Source organism: Pseudonocardia sp. KRD291 (genome assembly GCF_019263595.1).
Lineage (GTDB): Bacteria > Actinomycetota > Actinomycetes > Mycobacteriales > Pseudonocardiaceae > Pseudonocardia.
Map to the genome: position 1 here is coordinate 1 of NZ_JADQDD010000112.1, position 17,824 is coordinate 17,824.

Below are 17,824 nucleotides of genomic sequence, written 5' to 3' on the forward strand. Positions count from 1 at the left end.
CCGAAGCTCTGGACGGTCATGACGTGGGTACCGGGCCTGCCGCTAGATCGGGGGACGATCACCAGACCCGAACACGCTGCCGACACTCTGGCGGCGTTCCTGCGGGCGCTGCACGTCTCCGCGCCCGCCGACGCACCGTCCGACACCATGGGCATCGGGGCCCACCCCCGCGACAGCAGCGGCGGCATCGACCACTTCCTCCACTCGATCGACACAACCACGCTCGCTGCCGATGCCGCCCAGGCGCGCGCCGTCTGGGAGGACGCGGCCGCCGCGCCCGCATGGGACGGTCCACGGGTATGGGTGCACGGCGACCTGCATCCGGCGAACGTCGTCGTCGCCGACGGAACGCTGACGGGCGTGGTCGACTTCGGTGCCCTGTTCGCCGGCGACCCGCAGTGGATCTTGCGGCCGCCTGGGTGCTATTGCCGGCAGATGGGGCCGAGCGGTTCTTCTCGGCCTACGGCGAGATCGACGAGGCGACGATGCGTCGCGCTCGTGGGCTGGCTGTGCTGAAAAGTCTGTTCCTCATGCTGATGGGCCAGAACGGCGACCGCGGCGTGCCGGGCGGCAAGCCGGCATGGGGACCGGCCGGACGGACAACATTGAACCGCGTCTTGGACGAGCGTCTGAGCTAGAGGTTGTCCGGACGAGACGAGGCCGCGTTCGTGGAGCGAACTGCAGTTCACGAGAGCGCGTGGAGCCACTACGCCACACCGCGCCGCGAGTGAAAGGGCTTGTAGAAGCCGCTGGCTGCTGCCGAGCTAACACCCCTAAAGCGGGTGCCGCAGGTTCGAATCCGGCCGGGGCACCACCAGCTGACCACGACTCAGCCGACCCCCGCCGGGAACTCCTGAGTGCCCAACACCCTCAGTAGCTCGAGCCGCTCCCGGGTCTCGTCGTTCGCCGGGGTGAGGACCAGCAGCTGTTGGCCCAGGTCAGGCGTCACGAGGGTCTCGCAGTCCATGAGCAGCGCACCCACACGCGGATGCAGCAGAGTCTTGCGGTCGGCGCGACGGACGGCCACCTCGTGCTCGGTCCACAACCTCCGGAACTGCGGGCTCGCGGCCGTCAGCCGCTCGACGAGGCCGTTGACCGTCGGGTCCCCGGCCCGGCGCCCGGCCACGGCGCGCAGGTCCGCAACGAGGTTTCGGGCGTGGCGGTCCTGTTCCTCGGGTGGGTGGCCGGTCCGAGCCTCGGGCCGGGTGAACCAGCGGTGGGCGAGGTAGCGGTCGTCGCCGGCGAAGCCGGTCTGGTCGCCCGCCATCAGCAGCGACATCCGGTTCTGGGCGAGGACCTCGCCCAGGTCCGAGATCACCATGGCCGACGCGTCGTGCAGCAGGTCGAGCATGCGGATGAGGCCGGCGCGGGCCAGCTGGGCCACGCCCTCGGCGGGGGACGGGTGGTGTCCGGCGAGGCGGAAGAGGTGGTCGCGCTCGTCGTCGGTCAGGCGCAGGGCCCGGGCCAGCGCGCCGAGCAGCTGGGTCGACGGCCGGCTGCTGCGACCCTGTTCGAGGCGGACGACGTAGTCGGTCGACATCCCGGCGAGCATCGCGACCTCCTCCCGGCGCAGGCCGGTGGCGCGGCGCCGGGGCCCGGCCGCGATGCCGACCTCCGCGGGCCGGATCGACGTGCGGCGGCGACGCAGGAAGTCGGCGAGCTGCTCGCGCTGCATGAGCCCATGCTCCCCGCCGCCGGGCCGCCCAGCCAGGGAGTGCCGCTCCCACGATCAACGCTCTGTTCCTGACATGTCGATTCCGGCGCAGGGTGGGGTCATGCAGACACGCACCCTCGGCAGCACCGGTCCCACCGTCTCCGCACTCGGCCTCGGCGCGATGAGCATGTCGGGCTCCTACGGCCACGCCGACCGCAAGGAGAGCATCGCGACCGTGCACGCCGCGCTCGACGCCGGCGTCACGCTGATCGACACCGGCGACTTCTACGCCATGGGGCACAACGAGCTGCTGCTGGCAGACGCGCTCCGCGGCCGGGACCGGGACAGCTACCGGTTGTCGGTGAAGTTCGGCGGGCTGGCCGGGCCGGGCCTCCCGCCGCTGCAGCAGGACTGCCGCCCCGCCGCGGTGAAGAACCTGCTCGCCTACTCGCTGACCCGCCTCGGCGTGGACCACATCGACGTCTACCGCCCGGCCCGCCTGGACCCCGCGGTGCCGATCGAGGACACGGTCGGCGCCATCAAGGAGATGATCGACGCCGGGTACGTCCGGCACGTCGGGCTCTCGGAGGTCGACGCCGCCACCATCCGTCGCGCCCACGCCGTGCACCCCGTCGTCGACCTGCAGATCGAGTACTCCCTGATCTCCCGCGCCGTCGAGGCCGAGGTCCTTCCCACCCTGCGTGAGCTGGGCATCGGCCTGACCGCGTACGGCGTCCTGGCGCGCGGCCTCATCTCGGGCAACTACGTCGCCGGCAAGCCCGGGGACTTCCGCGCCCACAGCCCGCGCTTCGCCGGCGAGAACCTCGAGCACAACCTCGCGCTGGTCCGGGCGCTACAGAAGGTGGCCGACGCCAAGGGCGCCACGGTCGCCCAGCTGGTGATCGCCTGGGTCGCGGCCCAGGGCGACGACATCGTGCCGCTGGTCGGCGCCCGGACCCGGGAGCGGCTGACCGAGGCCCTGCCCGCCCTCGACATCACGCTCACCCCGCAGGACCTCGGTGCAATCGAGGAGGCCGTCCCCGCAGGGTCGGCTCTCGGCGATCGCTACCCGTCGGCGTTCATGAGCTCGCTCGGTGTGGGGAACTGAGGTTCCGTCGCGTTGCCGATGACGCTCTCCGATGCCCGGCCGACCGCGGCTACTCCTGCGCCCCCGCGCCCCGACGTGCCAGCTGCGGGATGGTGCCGCCTGCGACGACGTCCCGGACCTGACGTGCGGACAGGCGGTGCGTCAACGTGAACTCGTGGCCGTCGTCGTCGGTGGCGACGATGCGGTCGGTGCCGGGAAGGCCGTGCAGCCCGGTGAGGTGCAGGACCGTGCCCTGGTCGATGCGGTCCCGGTCCGCCGGGTCGGCGAACTCGAGGGCCAGGACCCCGAAGTTGGCCAGGTTCTGCCAGTGGATCCGCGCGTAGGAGCGGGCGACGACGACGGCGAGGCCGAGGTGGCGCGGCGTGATCGCGGCGTGCTCGCGCGAGGACCCCTGCCCATAGTTGTCCCCGGCGACGACGGCGTGGGGCCCGGTCTCCCGGGCCCGGCGGGCGTAGGTCTCGTCGATCCGAGTGAAGGTGAACTCCGCCAGCTCGGGAATGTTGGACCGGAAGGGCAACGCCTTCGCCCCGGCCGGGGAGATCTCGTCGGTCGAGACGCCGTCGCCCATCGCCAGCAGCACCGGCAGGTCCAGCGTGTCCGGGAGTGGCGGGAAGTCCGGCAGTCCCGAGATGTTGGGGCCGCGGACCAGCTCCTGGCGCGCGGCCTCCTCCGGCGGCGGCGGCGCGGCGAGCATCTGCGTGTTCACGGTCGCCTCGGCGGGCAGGTCGAGCCGGCCGTCCAGGCCGAGCTCGTCGGCGAGCGCCCGCGGGTCGGTGACGACGCCGGTCAGCGCGGCGGCCGTCGCGGTCTCCGGCGAGCACAGCCAGACCGAGTCCTCCGGGGTGCCGGAGCGACCGGGGAAGTTGCGCGGGAACGTGCGCAGCGAGTTGTGGCCGGTCGCCGGGGCCTGGCCCATGCCGATGCAGCCCATGCATCCGGCCTGGTGGATGCGGGCACCGGCCGAGATGAGGTCGAACGTGGCACCCATCCGGGTCAGGTCGGAGAAGATCTCGCGCGAGGACGGGTTGACGTCGAAGCTGACGCCGTCGTCGGTCTGGCGGCCCCGCACCATCGCCGCGGCCACGGCGAAGTCGCGCAGGCCCGGGTTGGCCGAGGAGCCGATCACCACCTGGCCCACCGGTTCGCCCACCACGTCGCGGACCGGCACCACGTTGCCCGGCGACGAGGGCCTCGCGATGAGCGGCTCCAGGGTGGACAGGTCGATCTCGTCGGTGACGTCGTACTCGGCGTCCTCGTCGGCGGCCATCGGCCGGTGGTCGTCGGCCCGGCCCTCGGCGCGCAGGAACTCGGCCACCCTGTCGTCGGCCGGGAACACGGAGGTCGTCGCGCCCAGCTCCGCGCCCATGTTCGCGATCACGTGACGGTCCATCGCGGACAGCCCGTCCAGGCCGGGCCCGTGGTACTCGATCACCCGGTTCAGCCCGCCGCTGACCCCGTGCCGGCGCAGCATCTCCAGCACCACGTCCTTGGCCGAGACCCACGGCGGCAGGTCGCCGGTCAGCCGGACGCCCCACACCTGCGGCATCCGCAGGTGCAGCGGCTCACCGGCGATCGCGAGGGCGACCTCCAGCCCTCCGACACCGATCGCGAGCATGCCCAGCGACCCGGCCGCGCAGGTGTGCGAGTCCGAACCGACCATGGTGGCGCCCGGCTTCCCGAACCGCTGCATGTGCGTGGGGTGCGAGACGCCGTTGCCGGGCTTGGAGAACCACAGCCCGAACCGGCGGGCCGCCGTCCGCAGGAACTCGTGGTCCTCGGCGTTGCGCTCGTCGGCCTGCAGCAGGTTGTGGTCGACGTACTGCACGCTCACGTCGGTGCGGGCCCGGTCGAGACCCAGCGCCTCCAGCTCCTGCATCACCAGGGTCCCGGTGGCGTCCTGGGTCAGCGTCTGGTCGACCCGCAGCCCGATCTCCTCGCCGGGCGTCGGATCGCCGGAGACCAGATGCTCGTCGATCAGCTGACGTGTCAGGGTGCGTGCGGTCATGAGGCCCTCCCACATCGTCCGGACCGCACCGGGTACCCGCTCCGGCGTGGACCACCCACATCCGGCCGGTGACGCGGGCATCCAGCGGCCGCCGGTTTAGGCGTCCCCGTCACCGGAGACCCGTCTGGTGCCCGACCAACCTGCGACGGACGAAGAGGAGCACCTCCATGCGGGACCTCGCGACCGACCCCCTCGACGACGTACCGGCGGCCGACGCCGCCGAGCAGGACCGCCCCGTCGACCCGGACGAGTTCGACGGCGTCGATCCGTCGACGCCGGGCGCGCGGACCTCACAGAGCCCGACCGAGGCCGATCCCGCCGACGTGATGGAGCAACGTCTCGACGCCGGCGACGACGAGGACTACGAGCGGTAGCGACGGAACGGAGACCGAACCGCACACCCGGAGGAGCGACGATGACCGTGCACGACCGGCCGCACGACCGCGACGCCGAGCGGTCCCGCGCCGCGATGGTGGACGAGCTGCGCCGGCGCGGCATCGACGACGAGCGGGTCCTGGGCGCGATGGCCGCGGTCCCGCGCGAGCTGTTCGTCGACCCGGACCTGGCCGACGAGGCCTACGCCGACGCCCCGATGGCCATCGGATCCGGTCAGACGATCTCCACACCCTGGATCGTGGCGTTCAGCGCCGCCGCGCTGAGCCTGCCCGACCGCGCGCGGGTACTGGAGGTCGGCACCGGCTCCGGCTACGGGGCCGCGGTACTCGCCGCGTGCGGGGCGTCGGTTCTCACCGTGGAGCGTCACCCGGAGCTGGCCGAACGTGCCCGGCGGACGCTCGACGACGCCGGGTACGGCGACGTCCGGGTGCGCACCGGCGACGGGATGGCGGGCGCCCCGCTCGACGCGCCGTTCGACGGCATCGTGGTGACCGCGATGGCCCAGCACCAGCTCCCGGCCGCGCTGATCGAGCAGCTCGCGCCGGACGGCGTCCTGGTCTGCCCGATCGGGGACGGCGGCGACGGCGAGCTCGTCCGCCATCGGCACGGCGAGACCGAGGGTCTCGTGCCGGTCCGGTTCGTACCGTTGGTGCCCGGCGCCCCGCCCTCGCGGACGTGATCGCCGGTACCGGACGGTGGCCGGCCCTCGTGGGGCGTCGACGAGGGAACCGGCCCGGGCGGTCAGCCGCGGATCAGCCAGTTGTGCCGGAGCGTCATGGCACGTTCGAGCCCGGCGAGGAACGCGGCGGCGGGCACGGCGAACTTCATCCACCCGGTGAGGCGGATCGGTGAGGTGAAGGTGCCGACGCGCTCGGCGATGACCGCGCTGTGGGTGAGGGCGTCGATGCCGTTGAGGATGCTGACGCCCAGCGCCACCACGAGCACGACGACGGCGACCACCCCGGCGACGGCGCTCACGCGCGGGAACCGCTCTCCGAACCTCGCGCGCATCCCCTCCTGGGAGCGGGGGTCCGGGCGCAGGACGTGCTCGGTGCCGTCGTCGCGCAGGTAGTGCATGCGCTTGAGGCCGTACTGGTTGGTGGCGACCTCGATGACGCCGTCGGGCACGGGGAACGTCACCGGCATGTTGGCCCGGGCGACCTGGACGCCATCGCGGTAGAGCGAGGCCGGGCTCCGCCTGGTCGTGCTGTCCGCCGCATGCCGGACGTCGACCTCGAACAGGTGGGTTCCTCCCCTGCCGTCCGGCAGGCGCAGGCCGAACAGGGACCGGGAGAACAGCTGCCAGATCCGATATCTCTGCAACGTGCTCCCGTCACCTGGCCTGACCTTGGACAGCTGCCAGCGGCGCTTGTACCTGGTGAACATCGTGCTGCCTTCCGGAGAACGTGGGGACGCGTCGTCGGCGTCGCGGACGGCGTGCAGGCGGGCCATGCGAGGAGAAGCTAGGAGCGCCGCCCGGCCACCCGGATCGGTCGACCGGTTCCCATCCGTCGACCGAAGTCGGAGGCGGACCGGCCACAAGAGGGACGAGGAAGTGGTCCGCGCCGCTCTAGGCTCGGCGCCATGAGCGCGGTTGCGGACACAGGGCGACGGGTGTGGCACCCCCGGGTGACCGATGCCCTGCTGGTCGTCATCCCGGCCGTGGTCGCGCTGCTCGGTCTGCGCATCCGCCTGCAGCTGGCCGACACGACGCCGCCCGGCCTGGCGTACCTGGACCTTGCGGTCGGCCTCGCCGGCTGTCTCGCGCTGTGGTGGCGACGCCGGTTCCCACTGGCCCTCGCGGTGGGTCTCGTCGTGCTGTCCGCGTTCGCCGAGTCGGCCTCCGCGGCGGCGCTCGTCGCGCTGTTCACCGTGGCCATCCACTGCTCGCCCCGGGCGACGACGGCGTTGGCCGCGGCCAACCTGCTCGCCCTCGGGGTCTACTACGCCCTGCACCCGGTCCCCACCGCGCCGCTGTGGCTGCTGATCCCGTTCCTCTTCTCCGGCCCCGCGATCGCGGTGGCGTGGGGCCTGCTCGTCCGCAGCCGCCGCCAGCTCATCGCCTCCCTGCGGGACCGGGCGACGATGGCCGAGATCGAGGCACAGCTGCGCTCCGAGCGCACCCAGCACGAGGCCCGCGAGACCCTCGCCCGGGAGATGCACGACGCCCTCGGCCACCGGCTCTCGCTGCTCAGCGTGCACGCGGGCGCCCTGGCCTACCACCGCGACGCGCCGGTCGAGGAGACCGCTCGGGCCGCCGAGGTGATCCGGGAGAACGCGCACCGTGCGCTGCAGGACCTCCGCGAGGTCATCGGCGTGCTCCGGGCCCCGGTCGGCGAGCTCCCGCTGCCCGGCGTGACCGACATCGGCGAGCTGGTCGACGACACGCGACGGGCCGGGACACCGGTCGTGCTGGACGACGAGCACGGCGTGACGACCGGCGAGCGCCCGGTCAGCGAGACCGTGGGACGCACGCTCTACCGGTTCCTGCAGGAGAGCCTGACCAACGCCCGCAAACACGCACCCGGCGCCCCGATCACGGTGCGCATCGCGGGCGACTCGGACGACCACCTGGTCGCCGAGGTCGAGACCCCACCGACGCCCGCTCCCCCGGAGGCCGCCGTCCGCCCGCCCGGGTCCGGGGAGGGCCTGCGCGGCCTGGCCGAGCGGGCGAGGATCGTCGGCGGCCGGCTCGACTACGGACCCACGGCCTCCGGCGGATGGCAGGTCGCGATGCGGCTACCGTGGCCCGCGTGAGCGCCGACGTAGGTGACCCCGCGGGGGACGGCATGGTCACCGACCCCGGGCAGACGGTCGACGTGCTGGTCGTCGACGACGACCCGGTCGTCCGCTTCGGACTGACCATGATGCTGCGCGGCGCCCCCGACCTGCGGGTGGTGGCCGAGGCCGGCGACGGGGCGGAGGCGATCGAGCTCGCCGAGCGGCACGCGCCGGACGTGGTGCTGATGGACATCCGGATGCCCGGCATGGACGGGCTCACCGCGACCGAGACGCTGCGCCGACGCCCGAAGGCCCCCCAGATCGTCGTGCTCACCACGTTCGACGCCGACGCCCACGTGCTGCGCGCCCTGCGCGCCGGGGCGGCCGGGTTCCTGCTCAAGGACACCCCGCCGGACGAGCTCGTCCTCGCCGTCCGGTACGCGGCGGCGGGGCGCCCGGTGCTCTCGCCGGAGGTGACCCGCCGACTCATCGCCCGCGTCGCCGGGTCCGAACAGGACACGACCCGCGAGGCGGCTCGGCGTCGGATCGGGCTGCTCGCCGACCGGGAACGCACCGTCGCCCTCGAGCTCGGCGCCGGCCGGTCGAACGCCGAGATCGCCGCGCGGCACCACCTCAGCGTGGCCACGGTCAAGACCCACGTCTCGGCCATCCTCACCAAGCTCGACCTCAACAACCGCGTCCAGGTGGCGCTGCTCGTCCACGACGCGGGTCTCGACACCTCCGGCTGAGCCGGTGCCCGGCGGTCAGGGCTGCGCGAGGCTCAGAGCGATCCCTGCTGCACCGGGCCGATGTAGCTGCCCGGCCGGGTCGCGCCGTCCTGGCGCTGCACCGGGCCACCGCGCCACGGCACGGTCTTGGACGTCGTCTCGTCCGGTGCGGTGACCACGACGTCGGTGGGCGTCCAGTCCCCGCCGGCGATCGTCGTGATCGTGCTGATCGCGGTGCCGCCGGGCTTGACGGTCACCGCCGTCGCCTCCTCCGACGAGCGGGGCAGCGAGTACGACGGCCCGAACGTCGGGTCGTCCGGGCCGCGCAGGTCGACGCCGCCGAAGCCGGTCATCGTGCACGGCCGGTCCGAGGTGTTGCGCCAGGCGAGGATCGTGCGCTGCTGACCGGTCCCGGTGGGCTGGTTGACCGTCGCCGTCAGGTCGGCGTCGGTGCAGCGGTCCGCCGCCTCCTGGCCCTCGGACCCGGAGCCGGATCCGGCGCCCTCCTCCTGCGCCGGCTCCGTCGGGGCCGCGGCCGGAGCCGACGGAGCCGGCTGCTGAGCCGGCGGCGCGGTCATCTGCCCGCTCGCCGACGATCCCGGGTCCCCGCCGCAGCCGGCGAGCAGCAGTCCGGCCGTGAGGACCCCGGCCGCGAGCGATGCGTTTCTGGTTCTCATGTGGACACCTTCGCGTCGATGCCGGGCCCGGCGCACGACGGCGCAACGATCTGTACCCGTCCGGGGTCGCGCCCGGTCGTCCCGCCCGTGGACCGGCGACGTGGTCTGCGTCACATCGGGGTTGAGTGTGCCGTAGCGGCACGCCGTCTCCTCTGGGTCAGACAGCAGCACCCACGATCGGGAGGACGAGATGACCATGACCGAGCCGTACCGCACCCAGCCCGACCGGGACGAGGACACACCGACCACCCCGGCGCCCGTGGCCGCGGCGAAGAAGCCGACCGTGCTCGACCAGATGGGCGGCCCGATGGGGTTCGTCTACTCGACCGTCCCGGTGGTGGTCTTCGTGGCCGCCAACTCCTTCCTCTCGCTGCCGCTGACGATCGGGATCTCGCTCGCCGTCGGCCTCGGCCTCGCTGTGTTCCGGATGGTGCGCGGTGAGCGCTTCAGCACCGCGGTCGGCGGCCTGCTCGGCATCGCGGTCGCTGCGGGCCTGGTCGCCTGGACCGGGTCGGCGAAGGACTTCTTCGCGATCGGGATCTGGCTGGCGCTCGCCGGCTTCGTCGTCACGCTCGGCTCGGTGCTGGCCCGTCGTCCGCTGACCGGCCTGATCTGGAACGCCGTGCACGGCGGCAAGCACGCCTGGCGGGCCGACGCGACGGTGCTGCGCACGCACGACATCGCCACCCTCGCGGCCGCGGCCGTGTTCGGCGCCCGCTTCGCCGTGCAGCAGTGGCTCTACGTCATCGACACCACCGGTGGGCTCGCCGTCGCCAAGATCGCGATGGGCACGCCGCTGACCGTGCTGGGCGCGCTCGTCGTCCTTTGGGCCTTCCGGCGCAGCACCAAGCGCCTCGCTGCGCAGGCCTGACCGAGCCGGCCACGGCACCCCGCACGACGAGCAGGAAGGAGGAACCATGCGCCGCAGTGCCGCGATCTGGTTCGCCTCGTACGGGCTCTCGCTACTGGGCAAGGGCATCGCCGCAGCCGTACTCCCGCTGCTGGTGCTCGACCGGACCGGCGACGTGCTCGCCGCCGGACTGCTCGCGACGGTGACGACCGCGGCGTCGGCCGCGACCGGGCTGGTGTCCGGCCTGCTCGTCGACCGGATCGACCGGCGCGCGGTCTCGGTCTTCTCCGACATGCTCGCGGCGCTGTCGATCGCGGCGATCCCGCTGGTCGACGCCCTGTGGGGGCTCGACATGGCCTCGTTCATGATCCTCGGCGTGCTCGGCGCGATGATCCGGATCCCGGGCATGACGGCCCAGGAGACCCTGCTGCCGGTGCTCGCCCGTCTCGATGGCGCGGCCCCGGGACGGCTCGACCGGCTCGTCGCCGCCCGCGAGAACGTCAGCAACGTGCTGCTCCTGGCCGGCCCCGGCCTGGGCGGGCTGCTCGTCGGGGTCTTCGGGCTGACACCGGCGCTGCTGCTGGTCACGGCCACGATGAGCGTGCTCGCCGCGCTGACGACGCTCGTCCTCGACCCGCGGGCCGGCGCCGTCGGACCGCGGGACCGCACCGCCGCCGGTGGCGCGGTCGGCCGTGCGGTGACCGACGTGCTGGTCTCCTGGCGGTTCCTCGGCCGCAACCGGCTCGTCCTCGGCGCCACCCTGGTCTCGTCGGCGCTCGTCGCCGTCATCGCCTCGCTGCAGACCACCCTGATGCCCGCCTACTTCGTCGCCGAGGACCTGCCCGCCCTCACCGGTCTGACGCTGAGCGCGCTCGCCGCCGGCAGCATCGCCGGCTCCGCGCTCTACGCCGGCCTGGTCGGCCGGATCCGGCGCCGGGTCTGGTTCGTCGTCGGGATGGCCGGGTCCCTCGTCGGGTTCGCACTCGTCGGCAGCCTCGCCTCGCCGTGGGTGGTGCTCGGCGCGGCCGCCCTGGTCGGGCTGACCAACGCCCCGGTGTCGGCCGTCCTCGGCGTGCTGACCATCGAGGTCACCCCGGACGCGATGCGCGGCAGGGTGCTCGGCGCGCAGAACACGCTGATGCTCGCCGCACCGGCGGTGACCACCGCGCCGCTCGCGGCCGTCGCCTCGTCGGCCGGGCTGCACGTCGCCGGCGTCGTGCTGGCCGTCTTCGCCGGGGTGACCGCGATCCTCGCGCTGCGCGCGCCTGCCTTCCGAAACCTCGACGATCTGGGGCCGGTGGCCGAGCCGGTCCCGCCGCGCAACCCGGTCGGGGTCGTGTGACCGCCCCGACCCCGCCCCGACGCCGACGCGCTCGCGGACGCGGGTCAGCGGCCGCCGCGCAGCGCGTCCAGGGTGGCGCGGGTGGCCGCGGCGATCGCGTCCTTGCCGCGTTCGTCGTCCGGGTCCGCGGGGACGGTGAACGCGGTGAGGACGACCGGTGCCCCCTGGGGCGGCAGCAGCAGGCCGACGTCGTTGTTCTCACCGGCGAGCCCGCTGCCGGTCTTGTCGCCGACCTGCCAGCCCGCGGGCACACCCGCCCGGATCTGCCCGGCGCCGGTGGTGTTCGCCCGCAGCCAGCCCACCAGCCGGTCGCGCTGCGGCGCCGGTAGCGCGTCCCCGACGGTGAGCGTCCGCAGCGTCCCCGCGATCGCGGCCGGGGTGGTGGTGTCCTGCTCGCCCGCCGGTGCGTTGAGCTGCGTCTCCGTCCGGTCGGCGCGGGTGGTCGTGTCCCCGAGCTCGCGCAGGTACGCGGTCAGCGCGGCCGGGCCGCCGGTCTCCCGGAGCAGCAGGTTGTGCGCCGTGTTGTCCGAGTAGGTCACCGCGGCCGCGCACAGCTCGGCCACCGTCATCCCGGTGCCCAGCATCCGGCGGGTCACCGGCGCGTACTCCAGCAGGTCGGCGGGGCCGTAGCGGACCCGCCGGTCGAGCAGGCCGGGGTCGTCGACGGAGCGGTGCAGCACGGACCCGGCCATCAGCGACTTGACCACCGAGCACATCAGGAAGCGCTCGCCGTCGCGATGGCCGACCACGGCGCCGGTGCCGGTGTCGAGGGCGTACACGCCGATCCGGCGGGCGAAGCGCTGCTCCACCCCTGGCAGGCCGGGGACCGGCCCGGGCCGCGACGGCGCCGCGGGTGCGGCCGGAGCCGCGGGCGCCGCGGGGGCGCAGCCGAGGAGTGCGGCGCCGAGACCGGCGGCGCCGGTGACCAGCAGGGAGCGGCGGGAGATCGTCATGGCGCCTACCGCAGCAGGGAGGGCACCGATATCTCAAATATGATCGGAGTGCGCGTGTGATATCCGAACGGTATGGACCGAGCTGACGGGGCCCGATGAACCTGCTGCGGCACCTGGAGTTCTTCATGACCGTCGCGGAGGAACGGCACTTCGGCCACGCCGCCCGCCGGCTGGGCATGGCGCAGCCCCCGCTGTCGCAGGGGGTACGCAGGCTGGAGACGCGGCTCGGCGTCGCGCTGTTCGACCGCGGCCCCGGCGGTGTCACGCTGACCCCGGCCGGGCGGGACCTGCTTCCGAGGGCCCGGGCCCTGATCGAGGACGCGGGCGCGCTCGACCGGGCGGCCCGGCGGCACGCCGAGGCGGCGCAGGTGCTGCGGGTGGGCGTCGTCGCGGACCTCGGCCCGCGCGCCTGCGCCCGGCTGGCCGCGCGGGCCGGGCGGGCCGCGGGACGGCGCGCGTCGCTCACCGGGGGATCGACCGTCGCGCTGGTCGACGCGGTGTCGGTGGGGACGCTCGACGTCGCCGTCGTCGCGCACCCGGCGGTGCTCGAGTCCACCCGGGCCGGGCCGGTGATCGCCCTGCCGACGGCGGTGCTGCTGCCGGCCGGGCACCCGGCCGCCGGCCACCCCGGCCCGGTGCCGCTGCGCACGCTGCGCGACCTGGATCTGGCGACGGCGCCGCGCACGCACGCCCCGGCCGTGCACGACCTACTGCTCGACACCCTGGAGACCCGGGGCCGTCCGGTCCGCGCCGCCGAGGCGCCCGACCCGGCGGCGGTGCTGACCCTCGTCGCGACCGGGGCCGCGTTCGCCCTCACCCCCGACCCGGACCTGGGCACCGACGCGGTGGTGCGGCGCGCGGCCGCCGGGGACCCGGTGCCGTTCCGGGTCCGGGTGGTGCACCGCGACGACACGCCGCCCGGGGTCGTCGACGCGCTCGCCGCCACGCTGCGGGAGGGCACGTGAGCGCCGCGGCCCAGGTCCGGGCGGCGTTCCGCGACGCCGGTGTGCGCGGCTGGCTGCACGCCCGTCCGGTCACCGGGGACGGGCCCCGCTGGGCGAGCGCCGACGTCGCCGTCGGCGCGGACGTGCCGGTGGTGATGGCATCGGTCTACAAGCTGCTGGTGCTCGTCGCGTACTGCCGCGCGGTCGACGCGGGCGAGCTCGACCCGCGCGAGCCGGCGACCGTGCGTCCGGACCGCACCCCGGGCCCGACCGGGATCTCCGCGCTCGCCGACCCGGTCACGATGAGCTGGCGGGACCTGGTCACCTCGATGATCACGGTGTCGGACAACGCCGCCGCCGACGTGGTGCACGCCCGCGTCGGCCGGGAACGGGTCGCCGCGCTGCCCGCCGAGCTGGGCCTGCCGGGCACCCGGATCCGCGGCGGCACCGCGGACGTCTTCGCCGACCTGCTCGCCGACACCGGCGCCGACGACGTCGCGGCCGCGTTCGCGGTGCTCGCCGACAACGACGTCCCGGTGCAGGTCCGCGCACTGAGCCCGGCCTTCGGCTCGTCCACCACCGCCACCGACATGACCCGGCTGCTCGCCCGTCTCTGGCGCGGTGAGCTCGCCTCGCCCGACGGGACGGCGTTCGCCCGGCGGGTGCTCGGCGGCCAGATCTGGCCACACCGGCTGCGCAGCGGCTTCCCGGCCGCGGCGGCCGTCGCCGGGAAGACCGGCACCGTCGGCGCCGTCCGCAGCGAGGTCGGCGTGGTGACCTACCCGGGCGAGCACCCCGTCGCCGTCGCCGTGTTCACCCACGCGGCGCGCAGCGATGCCGCCGTGCCCCGGGCGGACGCGGCGATCGGCGTCGCCGCCCGGGCCGCGGTGAACGCGCTACGGGCGCCGGCGGTGTGACGGTCTCACGTCGCGCCCGGCGGGGCTGTCCCCCCGACGAGGTGCAGGGCGAGCGCGACGAGCAGCGCGGCCGAGAGCGCGACGTCGATCAGCACGGTGGTCCTGAGCTTCGGGTCGATCCCGCCCACGAGGTGGGCGAGCACCACGAACCCGACCATGCTGACGAGGCCCGCGATGATCGCGGCAGGTCGGAGCGTGGGCAGGAACGCGGCCGCGACCAGGACGGCGCCGAGCAGCCCGAGCAGGATCGCGCGGTGCCTCATCAGCACCAGGAGGTCCGGGTCGGTGAGGGACGTGCCGTACAGGGTCGTGAGCGGGCCCGCCCCGGCGACGCCGACGACGGGCAGCCCGTTGACCACACCCACGACGAACAGGATCACACCGACCACGAGGCTCATGGACGAGGACTCTGGCCCGGTCACGCGCGGTCCGTCGACTACCTCCCGGGTAACTACCGCAGGAACGGCTCCACCAACGACATGATCTCCGGGCGACGCATCACCGCCATGTGCGTGCACCCCGGCAGGACGGCCAGGCGCGAGTCCGGGAGCAGGGCGTGGACCGCCGCCGCGTGCTCGATCCGGATGAAGTCGGTGTCGCCGATGATCAGCAGGACGGGCGAGGTGATCGACCGCAGCTGCTCGTCCGACCAGCCCTGGAAGCCGGTGACCATCGGCTGTGCCTTCTCCAGCGTCGCGAAGAAGCGGCCGGGGTCGGGAGCGACCGCGGTGTAGGCGGCCTGCATCTGCTCGAAGTCCTCGGCGGTCGGCAGGCGCGGGGAGTCCTGGGCCGGGTCCTGGATCTCGGGGTGGTAGCCGTCCGCGCGGAAGTGCGTGGCGGCCAGGACCAGGCGCCCCACCCGCTCCGGGTACCGCACCGCCACCTCGGTCGCAACCAGCCCGCCGAGGCTGTAGCCGAGCATGTCGGCACGCTCGATCCCGAGGTGGTCCAGCAGCGCGACCACGTCGTCGGCCAGGAGGTCGAGCTGCAACGGGCGGTCGATGTCGGCGGTGTGCCCGTGCCCCTGCAGCTCCACGCCGATCACCTGGTGGTGCTCCGCGAGGGCGGGCAGGATCGCGCCGAACGACAGGTCGATGGTGAGGATCCCGCCGTGCAGCAGGACGAGCGGGCGCCCGTTCCCGTGCACCTCGTAGTACATCTGCAAGCCGTTGACGGGGGCGTACGCGCCCTGGGTTCCGGTCGTCGTGCTCATGTGTGTCTCCCCTGTCGCGCGGTGTCAGAAGGTGGACCGCCGGCCCGCCCGTGACTCATCGGCGCCCCGGGAACGAGAAGCATCCCGGGGACGGCCGGCCCCGCACGACACGACCCCGTCGTCGACACCTCGGTACGGGTGTCGACGACGGGGTCGTCGTCAGGAGAGCGCGGGTCAGCTCGTGCCGCACTCGTCCGTCGGGTGCTCATCCTGCGGGTGCTCGTCCCCGGGGTGCTCGCCCTTCGGGTGCTCGCCCCCGCCCTTGCCGTGCTCGCCCTTGCCGCCCTCGCCCTTGCCGTGCTCGCCCTTCGGGTGGTCGCCCTTCGGGTGCTCGTCCTGGCCCCACTCGTCCGGGTGCTCGTCCTTCGGCGGCTCGCAGTTCGGCGGCTCGCCCGGCGTCGGCGGCGTGACGGGAGCCGTCCGCTCGAAGTTGTAGGTCGTCGCCCCGACCTGCACGAGGTCGACGGCGGAGGTCAGGCCGGCGTTGCCGCTGCCCTGGTTGATCCCGGCGGAGAGCACGGTGATCCCCTCGTTCTCCTCGACGATCTCGGAGAGGGTTCTGAAGCCCTGGTTGTCGCAGCGCGTCTGGTTCGCCTCGTACCCGCCGATCGGCCGGCTGCTGCAGAACAGACCGATGCCCGTGTCGTACTTGTTCCACGTGCCCGCGGTCTGGTTCGAATTCGCCCCGGATTGGTAGACGGGCTCGAAGCTCAACGTCGAGAAGTCGCCGGTCTCGAATGCCCCGCCGTTCTTGTCGACCGTGATCTGGAACGACGGGAACTGCGCGTCATTCGCCGTCGACGCGACGTCCCGCTTCGCGTAGTAGCTGCTCGACTCGAAGTTCTCCAGCGGGCCGGCCAGCTCGGACGTGAAGAACTGGACCTTGTCGCCGCCCCCCGGCGTCGCGATCTTGAGGGCGTCCATGCCGCCGGCCGGGGGCGCGCCCAGCTCGTCGGTGAAGTCCTGCGTGCCCTCTCCGGTGATCTCGGCGTCGAATCCGTGCAGGTCGTCCGGGGTGACGTAGGTCTGCCCGGGCGCCGGCAGGGGCAATGACGGGAGTGGCAACGGCAGCGGCGGCGCGGCCGACGCGGCGGACCAGCCCCCCACCCCCAGGACCAGGACCGCGGCTCCGACGGCGGCCACGCGCCCGGCCCGATGTCTCCTCGCCGTGCTGTCCTCTACACCCATCCGATTCCTCCACATGATCACAACGCCGGGCTGTCGCGCTTTGTGATCGATGCAACGAGGACACACACGGTCGAGTTACTGGGAAAGCGAGATCCACTCCGAAAAGTTTTCACACAGCGATCACCGGGGTGGTGACCAAGCTCGATCGAGTGATCATTCGTATCGGCGCGCGGCCGGGTCCGGGACTCACCTCAGGGCGTAGGTCCGTACCCAGTCGACCTCATAGGTGGCCGGTTGCATGTTGCCGCCGAAGAAGTTGTCCAGCTGGATCGTCAGGTGCCCGTTCGGCATGTCCTGGATCGCCCGCCGCCCGCCCTGCGCTCCTCCGGAGTAGCTGAACCACTGTTTGCCGTCGATGAAGCCGCGGACGTGGTCCGGCGTCCACTCGAACGCGACGTTGTGCCACTCGGTCAGCGGGGCGCCGCAGTTCTTCTCCTTGGTGAAGATCTGCTGGGTCGGCCCGGGGTTGTGCGGGTAGTGGATGTAGCTCTCGGCGCAGGGCTCCCCCGGCGCACCGTTCTCCAGGAAGTCGTACTCACCGTCCTGGGGCCATCGGTCGGACTGCGGCCAGATGATCAGCAGCGGGTGGTACTGGCGGCCGTTGTCCTTCCCCGTCGCCTCGGAACGGACGCGGGCCTCCCACCGGCCGTACTTCTGGTTCGTCCTGCTGGCGATCCAGCCGGTGTCGCCGTCGGCCGTCCCGGTCTGCACCAGCTTCGAACCGTCCACGCGGGACTTGCTGGCGCAGCGGCCGCCGTTGCCGTCGTGCCCGGCCCAGCACTCACCGGCCTGGCTCCACTTCGCCGGGTCGGGTGCGCCGGTATAGTTGAACTCGTCGGTTCCCGGACCCGGTGCGCCCCATCCGTACCGCTTCGCCGCCTCGGTCGGCGTCGCCGGCGACTTCGGTGCGGTCGGAGCCCTCGGCGGCGCCGGCTCGGCGACCTTCGGCTCGGCGACCTTCGGCTCGGCGGGCTCGACGGGCTTCGGCTCGGCGGGCTTCGGCTCGGCAGGCTCGACGGGCTTCGGCTCAGCCGGCACGGCGACCTTCGGCTCAGCGGCCTTCGGCGGGGCGGGGGTGGCGTCCGGTTCGGTGTCCGACGGCGGGTCGGACGGGTCGGCGACGGGCGC

General features: G+C 73.5%; 19 protein-coding genes. 10 read left to right on the plus strand and 9 right to left on the minus strand.

Features of this window, described 5'->3' with window-relative positions; all coding sequences use genetic code 11:
- Positions 1-516, plus strand: a 516-nt coding sequence (locus I4I78_RS16825; RefSeq protein WP_226379862.1) for a phosphotransferase, incomplete at its 5' end; no start/stop codon positions are given.
- A 313-nt stretch (positions 517-829) separates the two neighbouring features.
- Here the strand turns inward: I4I78_RS16825 and I4I78_RS16830 are convergent.
- Positions 830-1,675 (minus strand): helix-turn-helix transcriptional regulator, encoded by an 846-nt coding sequence (locus tag I4I78_RS16830; protein ID WP_218612284.1) that lies wholly within the window; start codon positions 1,673-1,675, stop codon positions 830-832.
- 100 nt (positions 1,676-1,775) lie between these two features.
- Here I4I78_RS16830 and I4I78_RS16835 point away from each other — a divergent pair, with 100 nt between their 5' ends.
- Positions 1,776-2,762 (plus strand): aldo/keto reductase, encoded by a 987-nt coding sequence (locus tag I4I78_RS16835; RefSeq protein ID WP_218612285.1) that lies wholly within the window; start codon positions 1,776-1,778, stop codon positions 2,760-2,762.
- Between the two features lie 49 nt (positions 2,763-2,811).
- On the opposite strand, the gene I4I78_RS16840 is transcribed toward I4I78_RS16835, so the two are convergent.
- Positions 2,812-4,767, minus strand: a complete 1,956-nt coding sequence (locus I4I78_RS16840; RefSeq protein ID WP_218612286.1) for an aconitate hydratase — start codon at positions 4,765-4,767, stop codon at positions 2,812-2,814.
- Between the two features lie 167 nt (positions 4,768-4,934).
- Here I4I78_RS16840 and I4I78_RS16845 point away from each other — a divergent pair, with 167 nt between their 5' ends.
- Both I4I78_RS16845 and I4I78_RS16850 read left to right on the plus strand, forming a co-directional pair.
- Positions 4,935-5,141 carry a hypothetical protein gene (locus I4I78_RS16845; protein WP_218612287.1) on the plus strand — a complete coding sequence of 69 codons (207 nt, stop codon included), beginning with the start codon at positions 4,935-4,937 and terminating at the stop codon, positions 5,139-5,141.
- 41 nt (positions 5,142-5,182) lie between these two features.
- The gene (locus tag I4I78_RS16850; RefSeq protein ID WP_218612288.1) at positions 5,183-5,842 is read left to right on the plus strand and encodes a protein-L-isoaspartate(D-aspartate) O-methyltransferase; all 660 of its coding nucleotides are present in this window, start codon (positions 5,183-5,185) and stop codon (positions 5,840-5,842) included.
- Positions 5,843-5,904: 62 nt separating this feature from the next.
- Here the strand turns inward: I4I78_RS16850 and I4I78_RS16855 are convergent, their stop codons facing one another.
- A complete protein-coding gene (locus I4I78_RS16855) occupies positions 5,905-6,615 on the minus strand; it encodes a hypothetical protein (RefSeq protein WP_226379863.1) in 711 nt (236 codons plus the stop codon).
- A 132-nt stretch (positions 6,616-6,747) separates the two neighbouring features.
- Between I4I78_RS16855 and I4I78_RS16860 the strand changes: the two genes are divergently transcribed.
- Entirely contained in the window at positions 6,748-7,920 is a 1,173-nt protein-coding gene (locus I4I78_RS16860) for a sensor histidine kinase (RefSeq protein ID WP_218612289.1), read from the plus strand.
- 32 nt (positions 7,921-7,952) lie between these two features.
- The gene (locus I4I78_RS16865; protein WP_218612301.1) at positions 7,953-8,633 is read left to right on the plus strand and encodes a response regulator transcription factor; all 681 of its coding nucleotides are present in this window, start codon (positions 7,953-7,955) and stop codon (positions 8,631-8,633) included.
- 32 nt (positions 8,634-8,665) lie between these two features.
- Here I4I78_RS16865 and I4I78_RS16870 read toward each other — a convergent pair whose 3' ends face one another.
- The gene (locus I4I78_RS16870; protein WP_218612290.1) at positions 8,666-9,289 is read right to left on the minus strand and encodes a DUF4232 domain-containing protein; all 624 of its coding nucleotides are present in this window, start codon (positions 9,287-9,289) and stop codon (positions 8,666-8,668) included.
- A gap of 196 nt (positions 9,290-9,485) precedes the next feature.
- Between I4I78_RS16870 and I4I78_RS16875 the strand changes: the two genes are divergently transcribed.
- Both I4I78_RS16875 and I4I78_RS16880 read left to right on the plus strand, forming a co-directional pair.
- On the plus strand, positions 9,486-10,160 hold the full coding sequence (locus tag I4I78_RS16875; protein ID WP_218612291.1) for a DUF3159 domain-containing protein: 675 nt from the start codon (positions 9,486-9,488) through the stop codon (positions 10,158-10,160).
- Between the two features lie 46 nt (positions 10,161-10,206).
- The gene (locus I4I78_RS16880; RefSeq protein ID WP_218612292.1) at positions 10,207-11,481 is read left to right on the plus strand and encodes an MFS transporter; all 1,275 of its coding nucleotides are present in this window, start codon (positions 10,207-10,209) and stop codon (positions 11,479-11,481) included.
- 44 nt (positions 11,482-11,525) lie between these two features.
- Here I4I78_RS16880 and bla read toward each other — a convergent pair whose 3' ends face one another.
- Entirely contained in the window at positions 11,526-12,434 is a 909-nt protein-coding gene (bla, locus tag I4I78_RS16885) for a class A beta-lactamase (protein ID WP_218612293.1), read from the minus strand.
- A gap of 95 nt (positions 12,435-12,529) precedes the next feature.
- On the opposite strand from bla, the gene I4I78_RS16890 reads away from it, so the two are divergent.
- Positions 12,530-13,399 (plus strand): LysR family transcriptional regulator, encoded by an 870-nt coding sequence (locus tag I4I78_RS16890; protein WP_218612294.1) that lies wholly within the window; start codon positions 12,530-12,532, stop codon positions 13,397-13,399.
- Entirely contained in the window at positions 13,396-14,295 is a 900-nt protein-coding gene (locus tag I4I78_RS16895) for a serine hydrolase (protein ID WP_218612295.1), read from the plus strand. The genes I4I78_RS16890 and I4I78_RS16895 overlap by 4 nt, the downstream gene beginning before the upstream one ends.
- A gap of 5 nt (positions 14,296-14,300) precedes the next feature.
- Here the strand turns inward: I4I78_RS16895 and I4I78_RS16900 are convergent, their stop codons facing one another.
- The 4 genes from I4I78_RS16900 to I4I78_RS16915 form a co-directional block, all read right to left on the minus strand.
- On the minus strand, positions 14,301-14,693 hold the full coding sequence (locus I4I78_RS16900; protein WP_218612296.1) for a hypothetical protein: 393 nt from the start codon (positions 14,691-14,693) through the stop codon (positions 14,301-14,303).
- Positions 14,694-14,746: 53 nt separating this feature from the next.
- Complete coding sequence (locus I4I78_RS16905; protein ID WP_218612297.1) at positions 14,747-15,508, minus strand: alpha/beta fold hydrolase; 762 nt, start codon at positions 15,506-15,508, stop codon at positions 14,747-14,749.
- Between the two features lie 174 nt (positions 15,509-15,682).
- A complete protein-coding gene (locus I4I78_RS16910) occupies positions 15,683-16,696 on the minus strand; it encodes a hypothetical protein (protein ID WP_218612298.1) in 1,014 nt (337 codons plus the stop codon).
- A 186-nt stretch (positions 16,697-16,882) separates the two neighbouring features.
- A partial coding sequence (locus I4I78_RS16915; RefSeq protein WP_218612299.1) for a family 16 glycosylhydrolase occupies positions 16,883-17,824 on the minus strand: 942 nt, incomplete at its 5' end.

What these genes read in the sequence shown, in the direction of transcription:
- I4I78_RS16830 (WP_218612284.1), bottom strand. Translation starts at nt 1,675, where the DNA reads ATGCAGCGCGAGCAGCTCGCCGACTTCCTGCGTCGCCGCCGCACGTCG.
- I4I78_RS16835 (WP_218612285.1), top strand. Translation starts at nt 1,776, where the DNA reads ATGCAGACACGCACCCTCGGCAGCACCGGTCCCACCGTCTCCGCACTC.
- I4I78_RS16840 (WP_218612286.1), bottom strand. Translation starts at nt 4,767, where the DNA reads ATGACCGCACGCACCCTGACACGTCAGCTGATCGACGAGCATCTGGTC.
- I4I78_RS16845 (WP_218612287.1), top strand. Translation starts at nt 4,935, where the DNA reads ATGCGGGACCTCGCGACCGACCCCCTCGACGACGTACCGGCGGCCGAC.
- I4I78_RS16850 (WP_218612288.1), top strand. Translation starts at nt 5,183, where the DNA reads ATGACCGTGCACGACCGGCCGCACGACCGCGACGCCGAGCGGTCCCGC.
- I4I78_RS16855 (WP_226379863.1), bottom strand. Translation starts at nt 6,615, where the DNA reads ATGGCCCGCCTGCACGCCGTCCGCGACGCCGACGACGCGTCCCCACGT.
- I4I78_RS16860 (WP_218612289.1), top strand. Translation starts at nt 6,748, where the DNA reads ATGAGCGCGGTTGCGGACACAGGGCGACGGGTGTGGCACCCCCGGGTG.
- I4I78_RS16865 (WP_218612301.1), top strand. Translation starts at nt 7,953, where the DNA reads ATGGTCACCGACCCCGGGCAGACGGTCGACGTGCTGGTCGTCGACGAC.
- I4I78_RS16870 (WP_218612290.1), bottom strand. Translation starts at nt 9,289, where the DNA reads ATGAGAACCAGAAACGCATCGCTCGCGGCCGGGGTCCTCACGGCCGGA.
- I4I78_RS16875 (WP_218612291.1), top strand. Translation starts at nt 9,486, where the DNA reads ATGACCGAGCCGTACCGCACCCAGCCCGACCGGGACGAGGACACACCG.
- I4I78_RS16880 (WP_218612292.1), top strand. Translation starts at nt 10,207, where the DNA reads ATGCGCCGCAGTGCCGCGATCTGGTTCGCCTCGTACGGGCTCTCGCTA.
- bla (WP_218612293.1), bottom strand. Translation starts at nt 12,434, where the DNA reads ATGACGATCTCCCGCCGCTCCCTGCTGGTCACCGGCGCCGCCGGTCTC.
- I4I78_RS16890 (WP_218612294.1), top strand. Translation starts at nt 12,530, where the DNA reads ATGAACCTGCTGCGGCACCTGGAGTTCTTCATGACCGTCGCGGAGGAA.
- I4I78_RS16900 (WP_218612296.1), bottom strand. Translation starts at nt 14,693, where the DNA reads ATGAGCCTCGTGGTCGGTGTGATCCTGTTCGTCGTGGGTGTGGTCAAC.
- I4I78_RS16905 (WP_218612297.1), bottom strand. Translation starts at nt 15,508, where the DNA reads ATGAGCACGACGACCGGAACCCAGGGCGCGTACGCCCCCGTCAACGGC.
- I4I78_RS16910 (WP_218612298.1), bottom strand. Translation starts at nt 16,696, where the DNA reads ATGGGTGTAGAGGACAGCACGGCGAGGAGACATCGGGCCGGGCGCGTG.